Source organism: Pseudomonas sp. 21615526 (assembly GCF_013386245.1).
In the GTDB taxonomy this organism is placed as follows: domain Bacteria; phylum Pseudomonadota; class Gammaproteobacteria; order Pseudomonadales; family Pseudomonadaceae; genus Aquipseudomonas.
Genome location: NZ_JACAOM010000002.1, coordinates 52,401 through 69,544 on the forward strand (window position 1 = coordinate 52,401; position 17,144 = coordinate 69,544).

The window sequence follows — 17,144 nt, forward strand, 5'->3', positions numbered from 1 at the left end:
CTGGTGTACGGGCTTGTGTGGGAGCGGGCTTGCTCGCGAAAACGGCGGGTCAGTCAACTGTGTATGAACTGACCCGCCGCTTTCGCGGGCAAGCCCGCTCCCACAAGGGTTCTGCGGTGTTTTTGAGCCAGCGGATTGGCGTCAAATTTTGAATGATGGCTATACGACAATATTTCAGGTGTACAAGATTTATTCTCGCTACAATCCCTGACTTTTCAGCCCGGCACGGATGCCGTTCGGCCCATAGGTCACGAGAAGTCCCATGCTCACCGGTAGTTATTCCCCCGCCCTGGTCCTGATTTCCCTGTTCGTCGCGATCCTCGCATCCTATACGGCGTTGGACCTGACCGGCCGCATCGCCACTGCCAGGGGCCGCGCGGTGTACCTGTGGATGGGCGGCGGCGCGCTGGCGATGGGCGTGGGCATCTGGTCGATGCACTTTATCGGCATGCTCGCCTTCCGCCTGCCCATCAGCCTCGGCTATGACGTCGGCATCACGGCGCTGTCGTTGTTGATCGCGATCCTGTCCAGCGGTTTTGCCTTGTGGCTGGTGAGCCAGCCGCGTTTGCCGGCGTGGCAACTGGCATTTGGCGCATTGATCATGGGCGCCGGCATCAGCGCCATGCACTACACCGGCATGGCCGCCATGCGCATGACCCCCGGCATCGACTACGACCCCACGCTGTTCACCGCCTCGTTGCTGATTGCCGTGGGTGCGTCGGCGGCGGCGTTGTGGATTGCCTTCAACCTGCGGCGCAACACGCCGTATGTGCGGTTGGCCCGAGGCGGGGCGGCGATGGTGATGGGCGTGGCGATTGTCGGCATGCACTACACCGGCATGGCCGCCGCGCGTTTCGCCGATGGCAGCTTCTGCGGCGCGGCCCTGGACGGCTTGAGTGGCAAGGGCCTGGATAACCTGGTGCTGGTCACCACCCTGGCAGTGTTGATCATCGCGCTGCTGACCTCCCTGGCCGATGCCCGCCTGGAAGCCCGCACCGCGGTGTTGGCCGACTCCCTGACCCAGGCCAACCAGGAACTCACCCACCTGGCCCTGCACGACATGCTCACCGGCTTGCCCAATCGCACCCTGCTCGCCGACCGGATCCAGCAGGCGATACAGCGGGTGAACGAAGAGGGCGGCTGCTTCGCGCTGATGTTTATCGACCTGGACGGCTTCAAGCCGGTGAATGACGCTTTTGGTCACCACATGGGCGACCAGCTGTTGCAGCAAGTCGGCCTGCGCCTGCGCGAAGACTTGCGCAGCCAGGACACCCTGGCCCGCATCGGCGGTGACGAGTTTGTATTGCTGGTGCAATTGGGCCAGCCCGACGATGCGTTGCGCCTGGCCGAGCGCCAGGTGGGCATGATCAACCAGGCCTTCCACGTCGCCGAGCATGAGCTGAAAATCTCCGCCAGCATCGGCATCGCACTGTTCCCCGGCAACGGCGCCACGCCCCAGGAACTGCTGATGAACGCCGACGCGGCGATGTATCACGCCAAGGGCATGGGCAAGAACGGCTACAGCTTTTTCGACGTGTCGATGAACACCAATGCGCGCAAGCAACTGCAACTGCTGCAGGACTTGCGCAATGCCGTGGAGCACGAGCAGTTCCGGCTTTATTACCAGCCCAAGTTCGACGCCATCAGCGGCCGCCCGGTCGGTGCCGAGGCGCTGCTGCGCTGGGAGCACCCGCAACAAGGCCTGTTGTTGCCGGACAAGTTTATCGAGCTGGCGGAAAAGACCGGGCTGATCATCCCCATCGGCGAATGGGTACTCAACGAAGCCTGCCGCCAGATGCAGGGGTGGTATGCCCAGGGCTATCACGACTGGCGCATTGCCGTGAACCTGTCGGCGTTGCAGTTCTGCCACGCCGGGCTGGTCAAGAGTGTCGCCGCTGCCCTGGAACGCCACCGCTTGCCAGCCAACAGCCTGACCCTGGAAATCACCGAAACCACCGCCATGAGCGATGCCGACGCGAGCATGACGGTGTTGCAGAAGCTTTCGGACATGGGCGTCGACCTGTCCATCGACGACTTCGGTACCGGCTATTCGAGCCTGATGTACCTCAAGCGTCTGCCGGCCAATGAGCTGAAGATCGACCGGGGATTTGTGCGTGACCTGGAGCACGACAGCGACGACGCCGCCATCGTCTCGGCCATCGTTGCCCTCGGTCAGGCCCTGGGCCTGCGTATTGTGGCCGAGGGTGTAGAGACCGACTCACAGCAGAGCTTCCTCACCCGGCTGGGCTGCGATTCGCTTCAGGGGTATCTGCTGGGGCATCCGTTGCCGGCCGAGGGTTTCATGGCCGACATCCAGCGCGCCGAGCAGGTGGTGAGTGTGCATTCGGTGATGTGAGCCCATGCAAAACCTGCAGGGCGCAGGTAGTATTGGATCCATCAGCTCACGTTGAACCAGGAGACCTTACACATGGACAAAGTCGTCGTCATCACCGGTGGCAGTCGTGGGATCGGCGCCGCCACGGCGCTGCTGGCCGCCGCCCAGGGCTATCGCATCTGTATCAATTACCAGGCCGATGAAGACGCCGCCCACCGCGTACTTGAGCAAGTGCGTGCCCTCGGCGCCCAGGCGATTGCCGTGCGGGCTGATGTCAGCATTGAAGACGAAGTGATTGGCCTGTTCCACCGGGTCGATACCGAACTGGGCCGGGTGACGGCACTGGTCAACAACGCAGGTACCGTCGGGCACAAGTCGCGGGTCGATGAGATGTCCGAGTTCCGCATCCTGAAGACCCTCAGGACCAATGTGTTGGGGCCGATCCTGTGTGCCAAGCATGCGCTGCTGCGCATGTCGCCCAAGCATGGCGGGCAGGGCGGCAGCATCGTCAACGTTTCATCGGCCGCCGCCCGGTTGGGCTCGCCGGGGGAATATGTGGATTACGCCGCGTCCAGGGGCGCGCTGGATACCTTCACTCTCGGGCTCTCCAAGGAAGTGGCGGGCGAGGGGATCCGGGTCAATGGCGTGCGTCCCGGGTTTATTTTCACCGACTTCCACGCCCTGAGCGGCGACCCGGATCGGGTCAGCAAGCTTGAGCCGGGCATCCCCATGGCCCGTGGCGGGCGTGCAGAGGAAGTCGCGGAAGGGATTATCTGGCTGCTCTCGGACAAGGCGTCCTATGCGACGGGAACCTTTCTTGACCTGGCGGGCGGTCGGTAGTTTTGTACCGCCTGTGGCGAGGGGCACGCCGCTCACCACAGCCCAGGTATCAAGCGCCGCGCAGCGCTTCATAGCCCCTGAGGGAAAACGCCTTGAGCAGGCTGGCCTCCGAGTCTGGATGAATGGTGTAGCCGTGATTCGAAAAACCGTCCAGGACACCGTTGCGGCTATGGCTGGCGCTTAATTTGAGATCGTCCACGTTGTCGATAAATCGCAGTACCTTATCCAGGTTGTAGGTGGCGTCGGCGCGAGAGTCCGGGTCTTGGTTGGCCGCGCTCCAGTCACCCACCTGGCGCTTCAGGTCATCGCTCACTTCGTAATGGTCGCGGTTATCCAGGAAGTTCTTCAGCACAGGGCTTTGTTCGGTAATCTGGTCACTTGATCGATGATCTCCCGCGGGGCGCCCGGTAGCGCCTGTCATTTCGCGCACCTGTTGCTGCTCTGCGGCACGCATATAGTGGGGAGGAACGGGAAGGGGTCGCAGGCCGGCAGCTGAAGAAATAGTCATAAGGCGTCTCTGATGTGAACCAAGTGAATGCGCTCTTTCTATCGTAAGAAATAGCGCACTCCTGTGTGGTTCTTAGCCCGGCTACGGTTCCCATCCGTAGGTTAAAACGACCGCACAATCTTCCCCAGCGTCTCCATCGCCTTCTCACACGACTCATCCCACGGGCTGCCGTAGTTCAAGCGAATGCAGTTCCTGAAGCGCTGTGTCGGTGAGAAGATCGGCCCCGGTGCAATGCTGATGCCCTGGGCCAGCGCCATCTGGAACAACTTCAACGAGTCGGTCTGCTCCGGCAATTCCAGCCACAGGAAGTACCCGCCGGCAGGCTGGCTGACCCGTGTCTGCGCCGGGAAATAGCGCGCGATGGCGGCGAGCATGGCGCTTTGCTGTTCTTCCAGCGCGTAACGCAATTTACGCAGGTGCCGGTCGTACCCGCCGTGTTGCAGGTAATCGGCAATCGCCGCCTGGGCGGGCATCGAGGCACACAGCGACGTCATCAATTTCAGCCGCTCGATCTTCTGCGCATAACGTCCGGCGGCGACCCAGCCGATGCGGTAGCCCGGAGCCAGGCTCTTGGCGAACGAGCCGCAATGCATCACCAGGCCTTCGGTGTCGAACGCCTTCGCCGGTTTGGGCGCCTGTTGACCGTAGTACAACTCGGCGTACACGTCGTCTTCGATCAGCGGCACCTGGTGGCTGCGCAGTAACTCCACCAGTTCCTGTTTCCGGGCCTCGGGCATGGTTGCGCCCATCGGGTTCTGGAAACTGGTCATGCACCAGCAAGCCTTGATCGGGTAACGCTCCAGGCTGTGCGCCAGCACCTTGAGGTCGATGCCATCGCGTGGGTGTACGGGGATTTCCACCGCCTTGAGTTTCAGGCGCTCGAGGATTTGCAGGCTGGCGTAGAACGCCGGTGCTTCGATGGCCACCAGGTCGCCCGGCTCGGTCACGGCTTGCAGGCACAGGTTCAGTGCTTCAAGGGCGCCGTTGGTGATCAACAGTTCTTCCATGGGCAGCATCAGCCCGCCCACCATGTAGCGCAAGGCAATTTGCCGGCGCAGTTGCGGGTTGCCCGGCGACATGTCGGTGACCACCATGCGCGGGTCCATTTCCCGGCTGGCGCTGGCCAGGGAACGGGCCAGGCGTTGCAGCGGGAACAGCGTCGGGCTGGGGAAGGCCGAGCCGAAGGGCACGGTTTGCGGGTCCTTGATGGAATCGAGCACCGAGAACACCAATTCGCTGACGTCCACCTCGGTGGACTCGTGCACATGGGCACTCACCACCGGCTCGGAAAACGGGCTGGGCGCATGGGTGTTGACGAAGTACCCGGAGCGCGGCCGGGCGCGGATCAGCCCGCGTCGCTCCAGCAGGTAGTACGCCTGGAACACCGTGGACGGGCTGACACCGTAGGTCTGGCTGGCATAACGCACCGAAGGCACGCGCTGGCCGGGCCCGAGCACGCCGGAGCGGATCAGTTCTGCGATGTCGTCGGCGAATTTTTCGTAGCGTTTCATTGGGGCTCAGTGCTTTGAACAGATTTTGCTGATTGAACACAGATCAAACGGTGGGAGCGGGCTTGCTCGCGAAAGCAATCTTTCAGTTGATGTATCCATTGACTGGCACACCGCTTTCGCGAGCAAGCCCGCTCCCACATTTGATCTCCAGTGTTGCTGAAAGCTGGGCTCAGCGATTCAATGGCGCCACAAACCGGCTGTCCGCCGCGCTGTAAATCCACGGCTCATCCACGTCCGAGACCTTGAAGCGGATCGTCTGCGAACTGCTGGCGGGCTTCTCTGCGGTCATCGCCACCGACACCGGCACATCGGTAATCTCACCTGGTGCCAGGCTGATCTCGGTCTTGCCCTGCAGCTGGAAGCCGTCGCCGTCCATCAGCTCCAGGCGGTAATCCTGGCGCTGCTGGGTCTTGTTGATGACCTTGAGGCTGTAGATGTTCTCGATCAAGCCGTCACTGTTCTCGCGGAACATCCCCCGGTCCTTGGTCACGTCCAGCGACACCATCGGGCGTTCCACCAGCGCCACCACCAGCGCGCCGATCATCACCAGCAGCACGGCACTGTAGCCGATCAGGCGTGGCCTGAGCAGATGGGTCTTGCCACCTTGCAACTGATGCTCCGAGGTGTAGCTGACCAGGCCGCGGGCATAGCCCATTTTATCCATGATCGAATCACAGGCATCGATACACGCGGCGCAGCCGATGCATTCCATTTGCAGGCCGTCACGGATGTCGATGCCGGTGGGGCATACCTGCACGCACAGCTGGCAGTCGATGCAATCACCCAGGCCGACGTCCGCCGGTTGCACGTCTCGTTTGCGCGGGCCACGGTTCTCGCCGCGGGCTACGTCGTAGGAAATGGTCAGGGTGTCCTTGTCGAACATCACACTCTGGAACCGCGCATACGGGCACATGTGCATGCACACCGCTTCACGCAGCCAGCCGGCGTTGATGTAGGTGGCGCCGGTGAAGAACAGCACCCAGAACAGGCTTACGCCACCCATCTGCCAGGTCAGCAGCTCCTCGGCCAGCGGCCGGATCGGCGTGAAGTAGCCGACAAATGTCAGCCCGGTCAGCACGCTGATCCCCAGCCACAGCGTGTGCTTGGCCGAGCGCCGCGCCAGCTTGTCCAGGCTCCAGGGCGCAGCTTGCAGCTTGATGCGTTGGTTTCGCTCGCCTTCAGTGACCTTTTCGCACCACATGAACAACCAGGTAAACGAGCTTTGCGGGCAGGTATAGCCACACCACACACGCCCTGCGAATACGGTGATGGCGAACAGGCCGAACGCGCAGATGATCAACAGCGCCGACAGCAGGATGAAATCCTGGGGCCAGAACGTGGCACCGAAGATGTGGAATTTGCTTTCAGCCAGGTCCCATAACACCGCCTGCCGTCCGCCCCAGTTCAGCCACACGGTGCCGAAAAATGCCAGGAACAGAAAGCCTGCGCCGGCCACGCGCAAGGTACGGAACAGTCCGGTAAAACTGCGGGTGTGAATCGGGTTGTCGCTGGATTTGGCCTTCATCTTCTTTGGATGTGCAGGCTCAAACACTTCTACGGTTCGGACGGGGATTCTATCGCTCATGGTCTTTCGCTCATCAGCCTCCATCAGGCAGATGAACTATGACCGGCGCTCTGTTTGCATAACAGACTCAGGTATGGCGATAAAAAGCGGATCAGATGGGCCGCCCGTGCATGCCTGCGACAATGTGCTGCACCCGGTGGTGCGCGGGGTGCAGCGCTTTTGAGGCGGGGCTGATCCAGGTCAATCAAATCACCGAATCACCGTCGGTAGCTTTCAAGTGCTTACGGCCGTCTTTGGCACCCGCTACGGTCAATGCGTCGGCTTCGGCTTCGGTGATATAGGTGCGGTCACCGTTCAGCTTCACGAACGACATGGATTTCTCGCTGTCGGTTTCGACCGTGACATGGGTGGCTTCCAGTTGTTTCTCGTGGCCGTCCACATCGACGGTGAAGAAACATTGCTGACCTTCGATACGTACGGGCATATCGATCTCCTTTTTGTGGGCTATTACTGATTAGGGTGGGATGCGCAGGCAATGGTTCTGCGCAACTGACTGACGGTCGATGCTGTCCATGTTCTATCGACCCCCAACAAGGAAACGTCCATGGACGCCTGGTGGCATGAAGTCTGGGTAACCCTGCAAGCGGAATTTGCCGATATCGGCGATGCCCGGCAACTCACGCAAATCACCGTTCGGCTGCTGATTGCCGCGATATTGGGCGGGATCCTGGGTTACGAGCGCGAACAGAAAGGCAAGGCCGCCGGGGTACGCACCCACATGCTCGTGGCCCTGGGCGCCGCGCTGTTCGTGTTGGTGCCGAGCATGTCCGGCTCCCAGGCAGACGCCATGAGCCGTGTGCTGCAGGGCGTGATCGCGGGTATCGGCTTTCTTGGCGCCGGCACCATCCTAAAGGGCAAGGAAGACGAGGAGGGTCAGCACGTCAAAGGCCTGACCACCGCCGCCGGCTTGTGGATGACCGCCGCCATTGGGGTGGCGGCGGGAATGGGGCGGGAATCCACGGCGGTACTCAGCACGTTGTTGGCCTTGGCGGTGTTCAGTGTGATGCCAAGAATCGTCAGGCTATTGGAAAAGAATTAGTCGCCGTATGTTTCATCAGGTCGCGCGTGAATGGGCTGACAGCGTGATATCGAGGCGTGTGCAACTTCACGCTCCTGCTGGACTGATCACTGTACCGGAATGGTGATTTGATCTTCTTTGTGATACGCGAATATGCGTTGGTCTTGAGCGAGCAAGTCAACACGAACCACCGGAAGCAGGCGCTGCGTATAGCCGTAATACTCGCGCTGAAGTTTCTTGGCCGCATCTCTTCCTGGCAGGTTGGCAGCGTTATAGAAGAAAGCCTGGAAGGGGACTTTATCAATCTCGGACACTGTCCAGGCTGAGGTGACGACTTCATTCCAATCTTCAATATAGTTTGCCGGCATCAGTTTTCTGACAGTGATGCTTAGAGAAAACTGCTGCACCGATCCACGAAACGCACACATAAAAAAATAAGCCGGTTTGACTTTGTTGAAGTGGGCCAGCCAGGTGGCGCCATCCACCACGCCTTGCTCATCGCAGTGCCGGCTCCATTCACGCTGGTAGCCTGGCAGCTCCCTGGAAGTTTCGCCGCATCCATCCGGGCGGTCACCTGTCGCACCATTGGTGGGAAAAGAGCAGCGCACGCTGATTGGGCCCGCTGCGGTGGAGGGCAATGCCGACATTATTACGCCAGCGTCCCGTGCAAACAGCTTCCTGATACCCAGGTCGGCTCGCAGGTAAGAGAATGCGGCGGCATTGCGCTCAAGCTCGCCGGGCGATGCTATGAGGCTGTCAGTGACGCGAATAAGCACCCCATTGCAGTGATACAGGGCCAGGCCATTGGCACACTGAGCAGCGGTGTCCTGGTAGCGGTTGTTTAATTTGCTTGCGATTTCCGTATCGAACGGGCCGGAGGGTTCGGTGGTGCAGGCGGTCAAGGTGCAAAGGGAAAGCAGCAGGTAGGCGGCTGTTCTTTTCATGAGGTATCTCCGAGAGGTTTTATTGTTCTGTTGTTCGCGCGTCGCACACTTTGATCATGGGCGGCGTTCGTCTCGGCTGATACTGTCGGTTTTGACAGTTCTTTATAATTTTTTGTGAATGAAGTTGCAGCTTATAGATTCAAGTAAACGCGGAAGCCTGAAGCTTCCGCTTTTTACTTCCTGTGATCGGTCTCTTCAGACAATCACCGGCGGCATCGTCGTCGGTGGTTCCTCCACCGGTGGTGGCTGTGTGCCTGGCGGTTCCTGCTCGGGAACCGGGTCGGGTTCGGTCGGCGGTAATGTGGGCTTATCTATATTGGGATCAGGCGTTTCAGCCGGAATAGGGATATTCATCGGTGTGGCCTCCTTTGTGCTTTGCTCTATCGGTGGACAATCGCGTGGTGGATTTGATTCCCCGCCCGATGGCGGGATATCCGCCTGAACTTTTCACTCGTCGGCATGCTCGGAACCTAGACGGCCCTGCTCAGGGAGAGTGGCGTCGTTTCAGAATTTGAATCAAGCACAAGAGCGTCCACTGGGCGTTAAGGGGAGATGCTCGATGACTGCTGAAACACTGACTCAAGACGATTCAACCTCCACATTACCGCTGTCCCAGGCACTGTTGCTGCCAAGGATCGCGATTGAAAGCACGACCCCGGTGATCGATGGCGGCGAGTTCGCGGTCAAGGCTGTGGTTGGCCAGCGCGTGCAGGTTGCCAGCAAGGTGTTCGCTGATGGCCACGACAAGCTTGCGGTGATGATCCGCTGGCGCCCGCGCAGTGAAGAAAGCTGGCACAGCGTGGTGATGACCGATGTCGGCAACAACGGCTGGAAGGGCGCATTCACCGTGACCGCCCAGGGCCCGCATGAGTATTGCATCGAAGCCTGGATCGACACGTTTGCCAGCTTTCGCTACGAACTGAGCAAGAAACACGAGGCCGGGGTGCCGGTCAGCCTGGAGTTGCAGGAAGGCCGCAGCCAGGTGTTGCAAGCCGCCGAGCGCAGTGACAATGAGCTGCGTGACCGCTTGATGTTGCTGCACCACGAACTCTCCGGTTTGCTGGAAACCGAGCAGGTCGCGTTGTTCCTGCACGAAGACAGTGCACACCTGATGACCCAGGCCGATCACCGCGCCTATTTGAGCATCAGCCCGGTGTATCCGATTGATGTAGAGCGCGAGGCTGCGCAATTTGCCAGCTGGTACGAGTTGTTTCCCCGCTCGATCACCGACGATCCCGCGCGCCATGGCACATTCAACGATGTGCACTCACGGCTGTCGATGATCCACGACATGGGCTTTGACGTGCTGTACTTCCCGCCGATCCATCCGATCGGTCGCAGCCACCGCAAGGGCAAGAACAATTCCCTGACCGCCGGGCCGGACGACCCGGGCAGCCCGTATGCCATCGGCAGCGAAGAGGGCGGCCACGAGGCGATCCATTCGCAGTTGGGCACCCGTGAGGATTTCCGCAACCTGGTCAAGGCCGCCGCCGACCATGGCCTGGAAATCGCCCTGGATTTTGCCATCCAGTGCTCCCAGGACCACCCGTGGCTCAAACAGCATCCGGGCTGGTTCAACTGGCGGCCCGACGGCACGATCAAATACGCCGAGAACCCGCCGAAGAAGTACCAGGACATCGTCAACGTCGACTTCTATGCGGCCGACGCGATTCCCAGCCTGTGGGTCGAGTTGCGCGACATCGTGGTCGGTTGGGTGGAAGAGGGCGTGAAGACCTTTCGCGTCGACAACCCCCACACCAAGCCGCTGCCGTTCTGGCAATGGCTGATCAGCGATGTGCGTTCTAAATACCCCGAAGTGATCTTCCTCGCCGAAGCCTTCACCACCCCGGCGATGATGGCGCGCCTGGGCAAGGTTGGTTACTCCCAGAGCTACACCTACTTCACCTGGCGCAACACCAAGGCCGAGTTGAGCGAGTACCTGAGCGAACTGAACGAGTCGCCGTGGCGCGAGTGCTTCCGGCCGAACTTCTTCGTCAACACCCCGGACATCAACCCCGGCTTCCTGCATGAATCCGGCCGCGCCGGCTTCTTGATCCGCGCCGCGTTGGCCACCATGGGCTCAGGCCTGTGGGGCATGTACTCGGGTTTTGAACTGTGCGAAGCGGCACCGGTGCCGGGCAAGGAAGAGTACCTGGACTCGGAGAAGTACGAGATCCGCCCACGAGACTTCACGGCGCCGGGCAACATCATTGCCGAGATCGCCCAGCTCAACCGCATCCGCCGGCAGAACCCGGCCTTGCAGACGCACCTGGGGCTCAAACTCTACAACGCGTGGAACGACAACATCCTGTACTTCGGCAAACGCAGCGAGGACGGCAGCAACTTTATCCTGGTGGCCGTGAGTCTCGACCCGTTCAACGCCCAGGAGGCCAATTTCGAGTTGCCGCTGTGGGAGATGGGCCTGCCGGACGACGCCCAGACCCAGGGCGAAGACCTGATGACCGGCCACCGCTGGACCTGGTACGGCAAGACCCAGTGGATGCGCATCGAACCGTGGCATCAGCCGTTTGGCATCTGGCGCATTACCGTTTCCTGAATCGACACCGATCTCCAAACCACTGGAGATCAAAGGTGGGAGCGGGCTTGCTCGCGAAAGCGGAGTGTCAGTCTCCGAATCGGTCCACTGATATACCGCTTTCGCGAGCAAGCCCGCTCCCACATTGACCGAGTTCCTTCAGGCAGAATTTTTCGAATTCCCAGGAGTTTCCAATGGCGAAGAAACCCAAGGCTGCCACCTTTATCAAAGATCCGCTCTGGTACAAAGACGCGGTGATTTATCAGGTTCACGTCAAATCCTATTTCGACTCCAACAACGACGGCATCGGTGATTTTCCCGGGCTGATCGCCAAGCTCGACTACATCGCCGACCTTGGTGTGAACACCATCTGGCTACTACCGTTCTACCCCTCGCCACGCCGTGACGATGGCTACGACATCGCCGAATACCGCGGTGTGCACAGCGACTACGGGACCATGGCCGACGCCAAGCGCTTTATCGCCGAAGCCCATAAACGCGGGCTGCGGGTGATCACCGAGCTGGTGATCAACCACACCTCCGACCAGCACCCCTGGTTCCAGCGGGCCCGCAAGGCCAAGCCCGGCTCGGCGGCGCGGGATTTCTACGTTTGGTCCGATGACGACCAGAAATACGACGGCACCCGGATCATTTTCCTCGACACCGAAAAGTCCAACTGGACCTGGGACCCTGTCGCCGGCCAATACTTCTGGCACCGCTTTTACTCCCACCAGCCGGACCTCAACTTCGATAACCCGCAGGTCATGAAAGCCGTCCTGTCGGTGATGCGCTACTGGCTCGACATGGGCATCGACGGCCTGCGCCTGGACGCCATTCCGTACCTGATCGAGCGCGACGGTACCAACAACGAAAACCTCCCCGAAACCCACGACGTGCTCAAGCAGATCCGCGCCGAGATCGACGCCAACTACCCCGACCGCATGCTCCTGGCCGAAGCCAACCAATGGCCGGAAGACACCCAGCTTTACTTCGGGGACAAAAAGGGCGACGACGGCGATGAGTGCCACATGGCGTTCCACTTCCCGCTGATGCCGCGCATGTACATGGCGCTGGCCCAGGAAGACCGTTTCCCGATCACCGACATCCTGCGCCAGACCCCGGAGATCCCGGCCAATTGCCAATGGGCAATCTTCCTGCGCAACCACGATGAACTGACCCTGGAAATGGTCACCGACAAAGAGCGCGACTACCTCTGGAACTATTACGCTGCCGACCGCCGTGCACGTATCAACCTGGGGATTCGCCGCCGCCTGGCGCCGCTGATGGAACGCGACCGCCGGCGCATCGAGCTGCTCAACAGCCTGCTGCTGTCGATGCCGGGCACGCCGACCCTGTACTACGGCGATGAGATCGGCATGGGCGACAACATCTACCTCGGTGACCGCGACGGCGTGCGTACGCCGATGCAATGGTCCATCGACCGCAACGGCGGCTTCTCCCGCGCCGACCCGGCCAGCCTGGTATTGCCGCCGATCATGGACCCGCAATACGGCTACCAGTCGGTCAACGTCGAAACCCAGACCCAGGACCCGCACTCGTTGCTGAACTGGACGCGGCGCATGCTCGCGGTGCGTAAACAGTCCAAGGCGTTCGGTCGCGGCAGCCTGAAAATGCTCTCGCCCAGCAACCGCCGCATCCTGGCGTATACCCGCGAATACGCAGGCGCCGATGGCAAGAATGAAATCATCCTGTGCGTCGCCAACGTGTCCCGCAGTGCCCAGGCCGCAGAACTGGACCTCTCGGCGTTTGCCGGCATGGTTCCGGTGGAGATGCTCGGTGGCAATGCCTTCCCACCGATTGGCCAGCTGAATTTCCTGCTGACCCTGGCGCCGTATGGCTTCTATTGGTTCGTGCTGGCGGCGGAAAACCAGATGCCAAGCTGGCACGTGGAACCGGCGCAAAGCATCCCGGACTTCACCACCCTGGTGCTGAAGAAGCGCATGGAAGAATTGCTCGAAGCACCGTGCCGCACCACCCTGGAACAGAATGCGTTGCCGGCGTGGCTGCCCAAGCGCCGCTGGTTTGCCAGCAAGGATACGACAATCGACAGCGTGCACATCGCTTATGGCGTGCGCTTCGGCGACCCGCAGCATCCGGTGCTGCTCAGTGAAATCGAAGTCACCAGCGCCGGCCAGGTCAGCCGCTATCAACTGCCGTTCGGCTTCCTTGGCGAAGACCAGTTCACCAGCGCCTTGCCGCAACAACTCGCGCTTGCCCGTGTACGGCGAGTGCGTCAGGTAGGTTTGGTGACCGATGCCTTCAGCCTCGACACTTATATCCGCGGCGTGATCCAAGGCCTGCAGGCCAAAACCGTCCTCGACTCCACCGATGGCGAGATTCGCTTCGAGCCCACGGCGCAGTTGGCCAAACTGGAATTGAACGACGAGTCGGAAGTGCGCTACCTCGCGGCGGAGCAGTCCAACAGTTCCGTGGTGGTGGGCGGCAGCCTGGTGCTCAAGCTGATCCGAAAAGTCAGCGCCGGGGTTCACCCGGAACTGGAAATGGGCGCCTACCTGACCGAAGCCGGCTACGAGCATATCTCGCCGCTGTTGGGCTCGGTGATCCGCCACGATGCCGATGGCCAGGACAACCTGCTGATGATCGCCCAGGGTTACCTGAGCAACCAGGGCGACGCTTGGGGCTGGACCCAGAATAACCTGGAGCGAGCGATTCGCGACGAACTGGCCGAAGCCATGTCCGAGCAGGAACAGCACTACAACGCCCTTGGCGAGCTGGCGGATTTCGCCGGCTTGCTCGGCCAGCGCCTGGGCGAGATGCACCTGGTGCTGGCGGCGCCCACCACTAACAAGGCGTTCAAGCCCGAGGTCACAACCCTCAAGGACAGCCAGGGCTGGGCCAGGCACGTAGGCGCACAAATCGACCACGCCTTGCAGTTGCTCAAACAGCATCAAACCAAGTTGAACCCTGCCGATCAGGCGTTGGTCAGTGCTTTACTGGAGCAGAAAAAGGCCATCGCCAGTCACGTTCAGGACCTGGCGAAAGCCACGGTGGGCGGGTTGCGCATTCGCGTGCACGGCGACCTGCACCTGGGCCAGGTACTGGTGGTCAAGGGCGATGCCTACCTCATCGACTTCGAGGGCGAACCGGCGCGGCCGCTGCCTGAACGTCGCGGCAAACACAGCCCGTACAAGGATGTGAGCGGGGTGCTGCGCTCGTTTGATTACGCGGCGGCCATGGCGGTGAATGTGCAGGGCGTTGACCAGTCGCCCGAGGCCAATGCGTCCCGGCAACGTGTGGCGGATCGCTACTTGCATGAGGCCAGGCAGGCATTTATCCAGGCCTATCACGCTGCCACGACTACACTGGCCCATGACTGGCAGGATGCCAAAGGCCAGGACGCAGCGCTGGCGTTGTTCAGCCTGGAGAAGGCCGCGTACGAAGTGGCCTACGAAGCAGAGAATCGCCCGAGCTGGTTGCCGGTGCCGTTGCAAGGTTTGCACGGGCTGCTCAGTGGGTTGAAACCAATATCGAAAACTGCACGCGGTGGGGAGACGTCATGAGTTTTACAAGCAAAGAACCGCTGCAGGAAAAGTTGAGTGTGATGCCCAAGCCTGCTGATATCGAAGCCCTGGTGCGGGCCGAGCACCATGATCCATTCTCGATCCTGGGTCCCCATGACGACGAGCAGGGAGGCCAGTTCATTCGCGCCTTCCTGCCGGAAGCACTGAGTGTCCAGGTCCTGGCCCGCGACAGCGGCGAGCACATCGGCAGCCTCGATGCGACCCAGGTGCCGGGCTTGTTTGTCGGGCATTTCGGCAGCCGTCAGGCGTACTTGCTGAAGATCCAGTGGGCCGGTGGTGAACAGATCACCGAAGACCCTTACAGCTTCCAGCAACTGCTGCTGGGGGAGATGGACCTGTACCTGTTTGCCGAAGGCAATCACCGCGACCTGAGCAGTTGCCTCGGGGCACAAGTGACCAGCGTCGACGGTGTCCAGGGCGTGCGTTTTGCGGTATGGGCACCGAATGCCCGCCGGGTCTCGGTGGTGGGCGACTTCAATATCTGGGACGGGCGCCGTCATCCGATGCGCCTGCGCCATCCGTCCGGTGTGTGGGAGATTTTCATCCCGCGCCTGCAACCCGGCGCGGCCTACAAGTATGAAATCCTCGGTGCCCACGGGATTCTGCCGCTCAAGGCCGACCCCATGGCCCTGGCCACGCAGTTGCCGCCGGATACTGCGTCCAAGGTCGCTTCGCCGCTGCAGGTCGACTGGCAGGACCACGACTGGATGCAATCGCGCAGCGAGCGACAAAAGCCCAGCGCACCCTTGTCGATCTACGAGTTGCATGCCGGTTCCTGGCAGTGCGAGCTGGATGAAGTCGGCGAGGTGTCCCGCCAGTACAGTTGGCGCGAGCTGACCGAACGGTTGATCCCTTATGTACAGCAGTTGGGCTTCACCCATATCGAACTGATGCCGATCATGGAGCACCCGTTCGGCGGCTCATGGGGTTATCAGGCGCTGTCGCAATTTGCCCCGACGGCACGTTTCGGCTCGCCGGAGGATTTCGCGTTTTTCGTCAACGCCTGCCATCAGGCCGACATCGGCGTGATCCTGGATTGGGTGCCGGCGCATTTCCCCACCGACACCCACGGCCTGGCGCAATTCGACGGCACCGCGCTGTACGAATACGCCAACCCGCTGGAAGGCTTCCACCAGGATTGGGACACCCTGATCTACAACCTCGGCCGCACCGAAGTCCACGGCTTCATGCTGGCGTCGGCGTTGCACTGGCTCAAGCATTTCCATATCGATGGCCTGCGGGTGGATGCGGTGGCCTCGATGCTGTACCGCGACTATTCGCGCAAGGCCGGTGAATGGGTACCCAACCGCCACGGCGGGCGGGAGAACCTCGAGGCCATCGACTTCCTGCGCCACCTCAACGATGTCGTTGCCCTTGAGGCCCCCGGCGCGCTGGTGATCGCCGAGGAGTCCACCGCATGGCCGGGCGTAAGCCAGCCGACCCAACAGGGCGGCCTGGGGTTCAACTACAAGTGGAACATGGGCTGGATGCACGATTCGCTGCACTACATCCAGCAGGACCCGGTGTACCGTGCCCATCACCACAACGAGCTGAGTTTCGGCCTGGTGTATGCCTGGTCCGAGCGGTTTATCCTGCCGATTTCCCACGATGAAGTGGTGCACGGCAAACACTCGTTGATCGACAAGATGCCCGGCGACCGCTGGCAGAAATTTGCCAACCTGCGGGCGTACCTGAGCTTCATGTGGATGCACCCGGGCAAGAAGCTGCTGTTCATGGGCTGCGAGTTCGGCCAATGGCGCGAGTGGAACCACGATCAGCAACTGGACTGGTACCTGCTGCAATACCCCGAACACCGGGGCGTGCAGAAACTGGTGGGCGACCTGAACCGCCTGTACCGCGAAGAGCCGGCGCTGCATGACCAGGACGACGCACCACAGGGCTTCCAGTGGTTGATTGGGGATGACGCGATCAACAGCGTCTACGCCTGGTTGCGCTGGAGCAAGGATGGCAGGCCGGTGCTGGTGGTGGCCAACTTCACGCCGGTGCCGCGTGAGGCCTACAAGGTCGGCGTGCCGTTTGCCGGGCGCTGGAGCGAGGTGATCAACAGCGATGCCGACACCTATGCCGGTTCCAACTTCGGCAACGGTGGCGGGGCGTTTACGGAGGAGGAGCCCAGGCATGGGCAGCCGTTGTCGCTGTCGTTGAACCTGCCGCCATTGGGCGTGCTGATCCTGCGACCGGACGCCTGACTTCCAGCCGATGAAGACCCCATGTGGGAGCGGGCTTGCTCGCGAATGCGCAGTACCAGTGCCAGATTTTTTGGCTGACACACTGCATTCGCGA

12 protein-coding genes are annotated in these 17,144 nt (G+C 61.1%); 6 read left to right on the forward strand and 6 right to left on the reverse strand.

The window, feature by feature from the left end; all coding sequences use genetic code 11:
- Window positions 1-262 precede the first annotated feature (262 nt).
- Both HX786_RS00355 and HX786_RS00360 read left to right on the forward strand, forming a co-directional pair.
- Entirely contained in the window at window positions 263-2,356 is a 2,094-nt protein-coding gene (locus HX786_RS00355) for a bifunctional diguanylate cyclase/phosphodiesterase (RefSeq protein ID WP_178911522.1), read from the forward strand.
- A 72-nt stretch (window positions 2,357-2,428) separates the two neighbouring features.
- On the forward strand, window positions 2,429-3,175 hold the full coding sequence (locus tag HX786_RS00360) for an SDR family oxidoreductase (RefSeq protein ID WP_178911523.1): 747 nt from the start codon (window positions 2,429-2,431) through the stop codon (window positions 3,173-3,175).
- Between the two features lie 49 nt (window positions 3,176-3,224).
- Here the strand turns inward: HX786_RS00360 and HX786_RS00365 are convergent, their stop codons facing one another.
- The 4 genes from HX786_RS00365 to HX786_RS00380 all read right to left on the reverse strand — a co-directional run bounded on the left by HX786_RS00365 (window position 3,225) and on the right by HX786_RS00380 (window position 7,203).
- On the reverse strand, window positions 3,225-3,596 hold the full coding sequence (locus HX786_RS00365) for a hypothetical protein (RefSeq protein WP_178911524.1): 372 nt from the start codon (window positions 3,594-3,596) through the stop codon (window positions 3,225-3,227).
- Between the two features lie 188 nt (window positions 3,597-3,784).
- Window positions 3,785-5,194, reverse strand: coding sequence for a GntR family transcriptional regulator MpaR (mapR, locus tag HX786_RS00370; RefSeq protein ID WP_178911525.1), 1,410 nt, complete (start codon window positions 5,192-5,194; stop codon window positions 3,785-3,787).
- A gap of 169 nt (window positions 5,195-5,363) precedes the next feature.
- Window positions 5,364-6,779 carry a cytochrome c oxidase accessory protein CcoG gene (gene ccoG / locus HX786_RS00375; protein WP_178911526.1) on the reverse strand — a complete coding sequence of 472 codons (1,416 nt, stop codon included), beginning with the start codon at window positions 6,777-6,779 and terminating at the stop codon, window positions 5,364-5,366.
- A gap of 184 nt (window positions 6,780-6,963) precedes the next feature.
- On the reverse strand, window positions 6,964-7,203 hold the full coding sequence (locus HX786_RS00380) for a DUF3203 family protein (protein ID WP_003207514.1): 240 nt from the start codon (window positions 7,201-7,203) through the stop codon (window positions 6,964-6,966).
- Window positions 7,204-7,323: 120 nt separating this feature from the next.
- On the opposite strand from HX786_RS00380, the gene HX786_RS00385 reads away from it, so the two are divergent.
- Complete coding sequence (locus HX786_RS00385) at window positions 7,324-7,818, forward strand: MgtC/SapB family protein (RefSeq protein ID WP_087692384.1); 495 nt, start codon at window positions 7,324-7,326, stop codon at window positions 7,816-7,818.
- 86 nt (window positions 7,819-7,904) lie between these two features.
- On the opposite strand, the gene HX786_RS00390 is transcribed toward HX786_RS00385, so the two are convergent.
- A complete protein-coding gene (locus HX786_RS00390; RefSeq protein WP_178911527.1) occupies window positions 7,905-8,741 on the reverse strand; it encodes a hypothetical protein in 837 nt (278 codons plus the stop codon).
- A gap of 195 nt (window positions 8,742-8,936) precedes the next feature.
- Window positions 8,937-9,095 carry a hypothetical protein gene (locus HX786_RS00395; RefSeq protein ID WP_166742161.1) on the reverse strand — a complete coding sequence of 53 codons (159 nt, stop codon included), beginning with the start codon at window positions 9,093-9,095 and terminating at the stop codon, window positions 8,937-8,939.
- A 205-nt stretch (window positions 9,096-9,300) separates the two neighbouring features.
- Here HX786_RS00395 and HX786_RS00400 point away from each other — a divergent pair, with 205 nt between their 5' ends.
- The 3 genes from HX786_RS00400 (at window position 9,301) to glgB (ending at window position 17,050) form a co-directional block, all read left to right on the forward strand.
- The gene (locus HX786_RS00400) at window positions 9,301-11,298 is read left to right on the forward strand and encodes an alpha-1,4-glucan--maltose-1-phosphate maltosyltransferase (protein WP_178911528.1); all 1,998 of its coding nucleotides are present in this window, start codon (window positions 9,301-9,303) and stop codon (window positions 11,296-11,298) included.
- A 173-nt stretch (window positions 11,299-11,471) separates the two neighbouring features.
- Window positions 11,472-14,819 (forward strand): maltose alpha-D-glucosyltransferase, encoded by a 3,348-nt coding sequence (gene treS, locus HX786_RS00405; RefSeq protein WP_178911529.1) that lies wholly within the window; start codon window positions 11,472-11,474, stop codon window positions 14,817-14,819.
- Window positions 14,816-17,050, forward strand: a complete 2,235-nt coding sequence (gene glgB, locus HX786_RS00410) for a 1,4-alpha-glucan branching protein GlgB (protein WP_003207521.1) — start codon at window positions 14,816-14,818, stop codon at window positions 17,048-17,050. Before treS ends, glgB begins: the two co-directional genes overlap by 4 nt.
- Window positions 17,051-17,144: the final 94 nt, after the last annotated feature.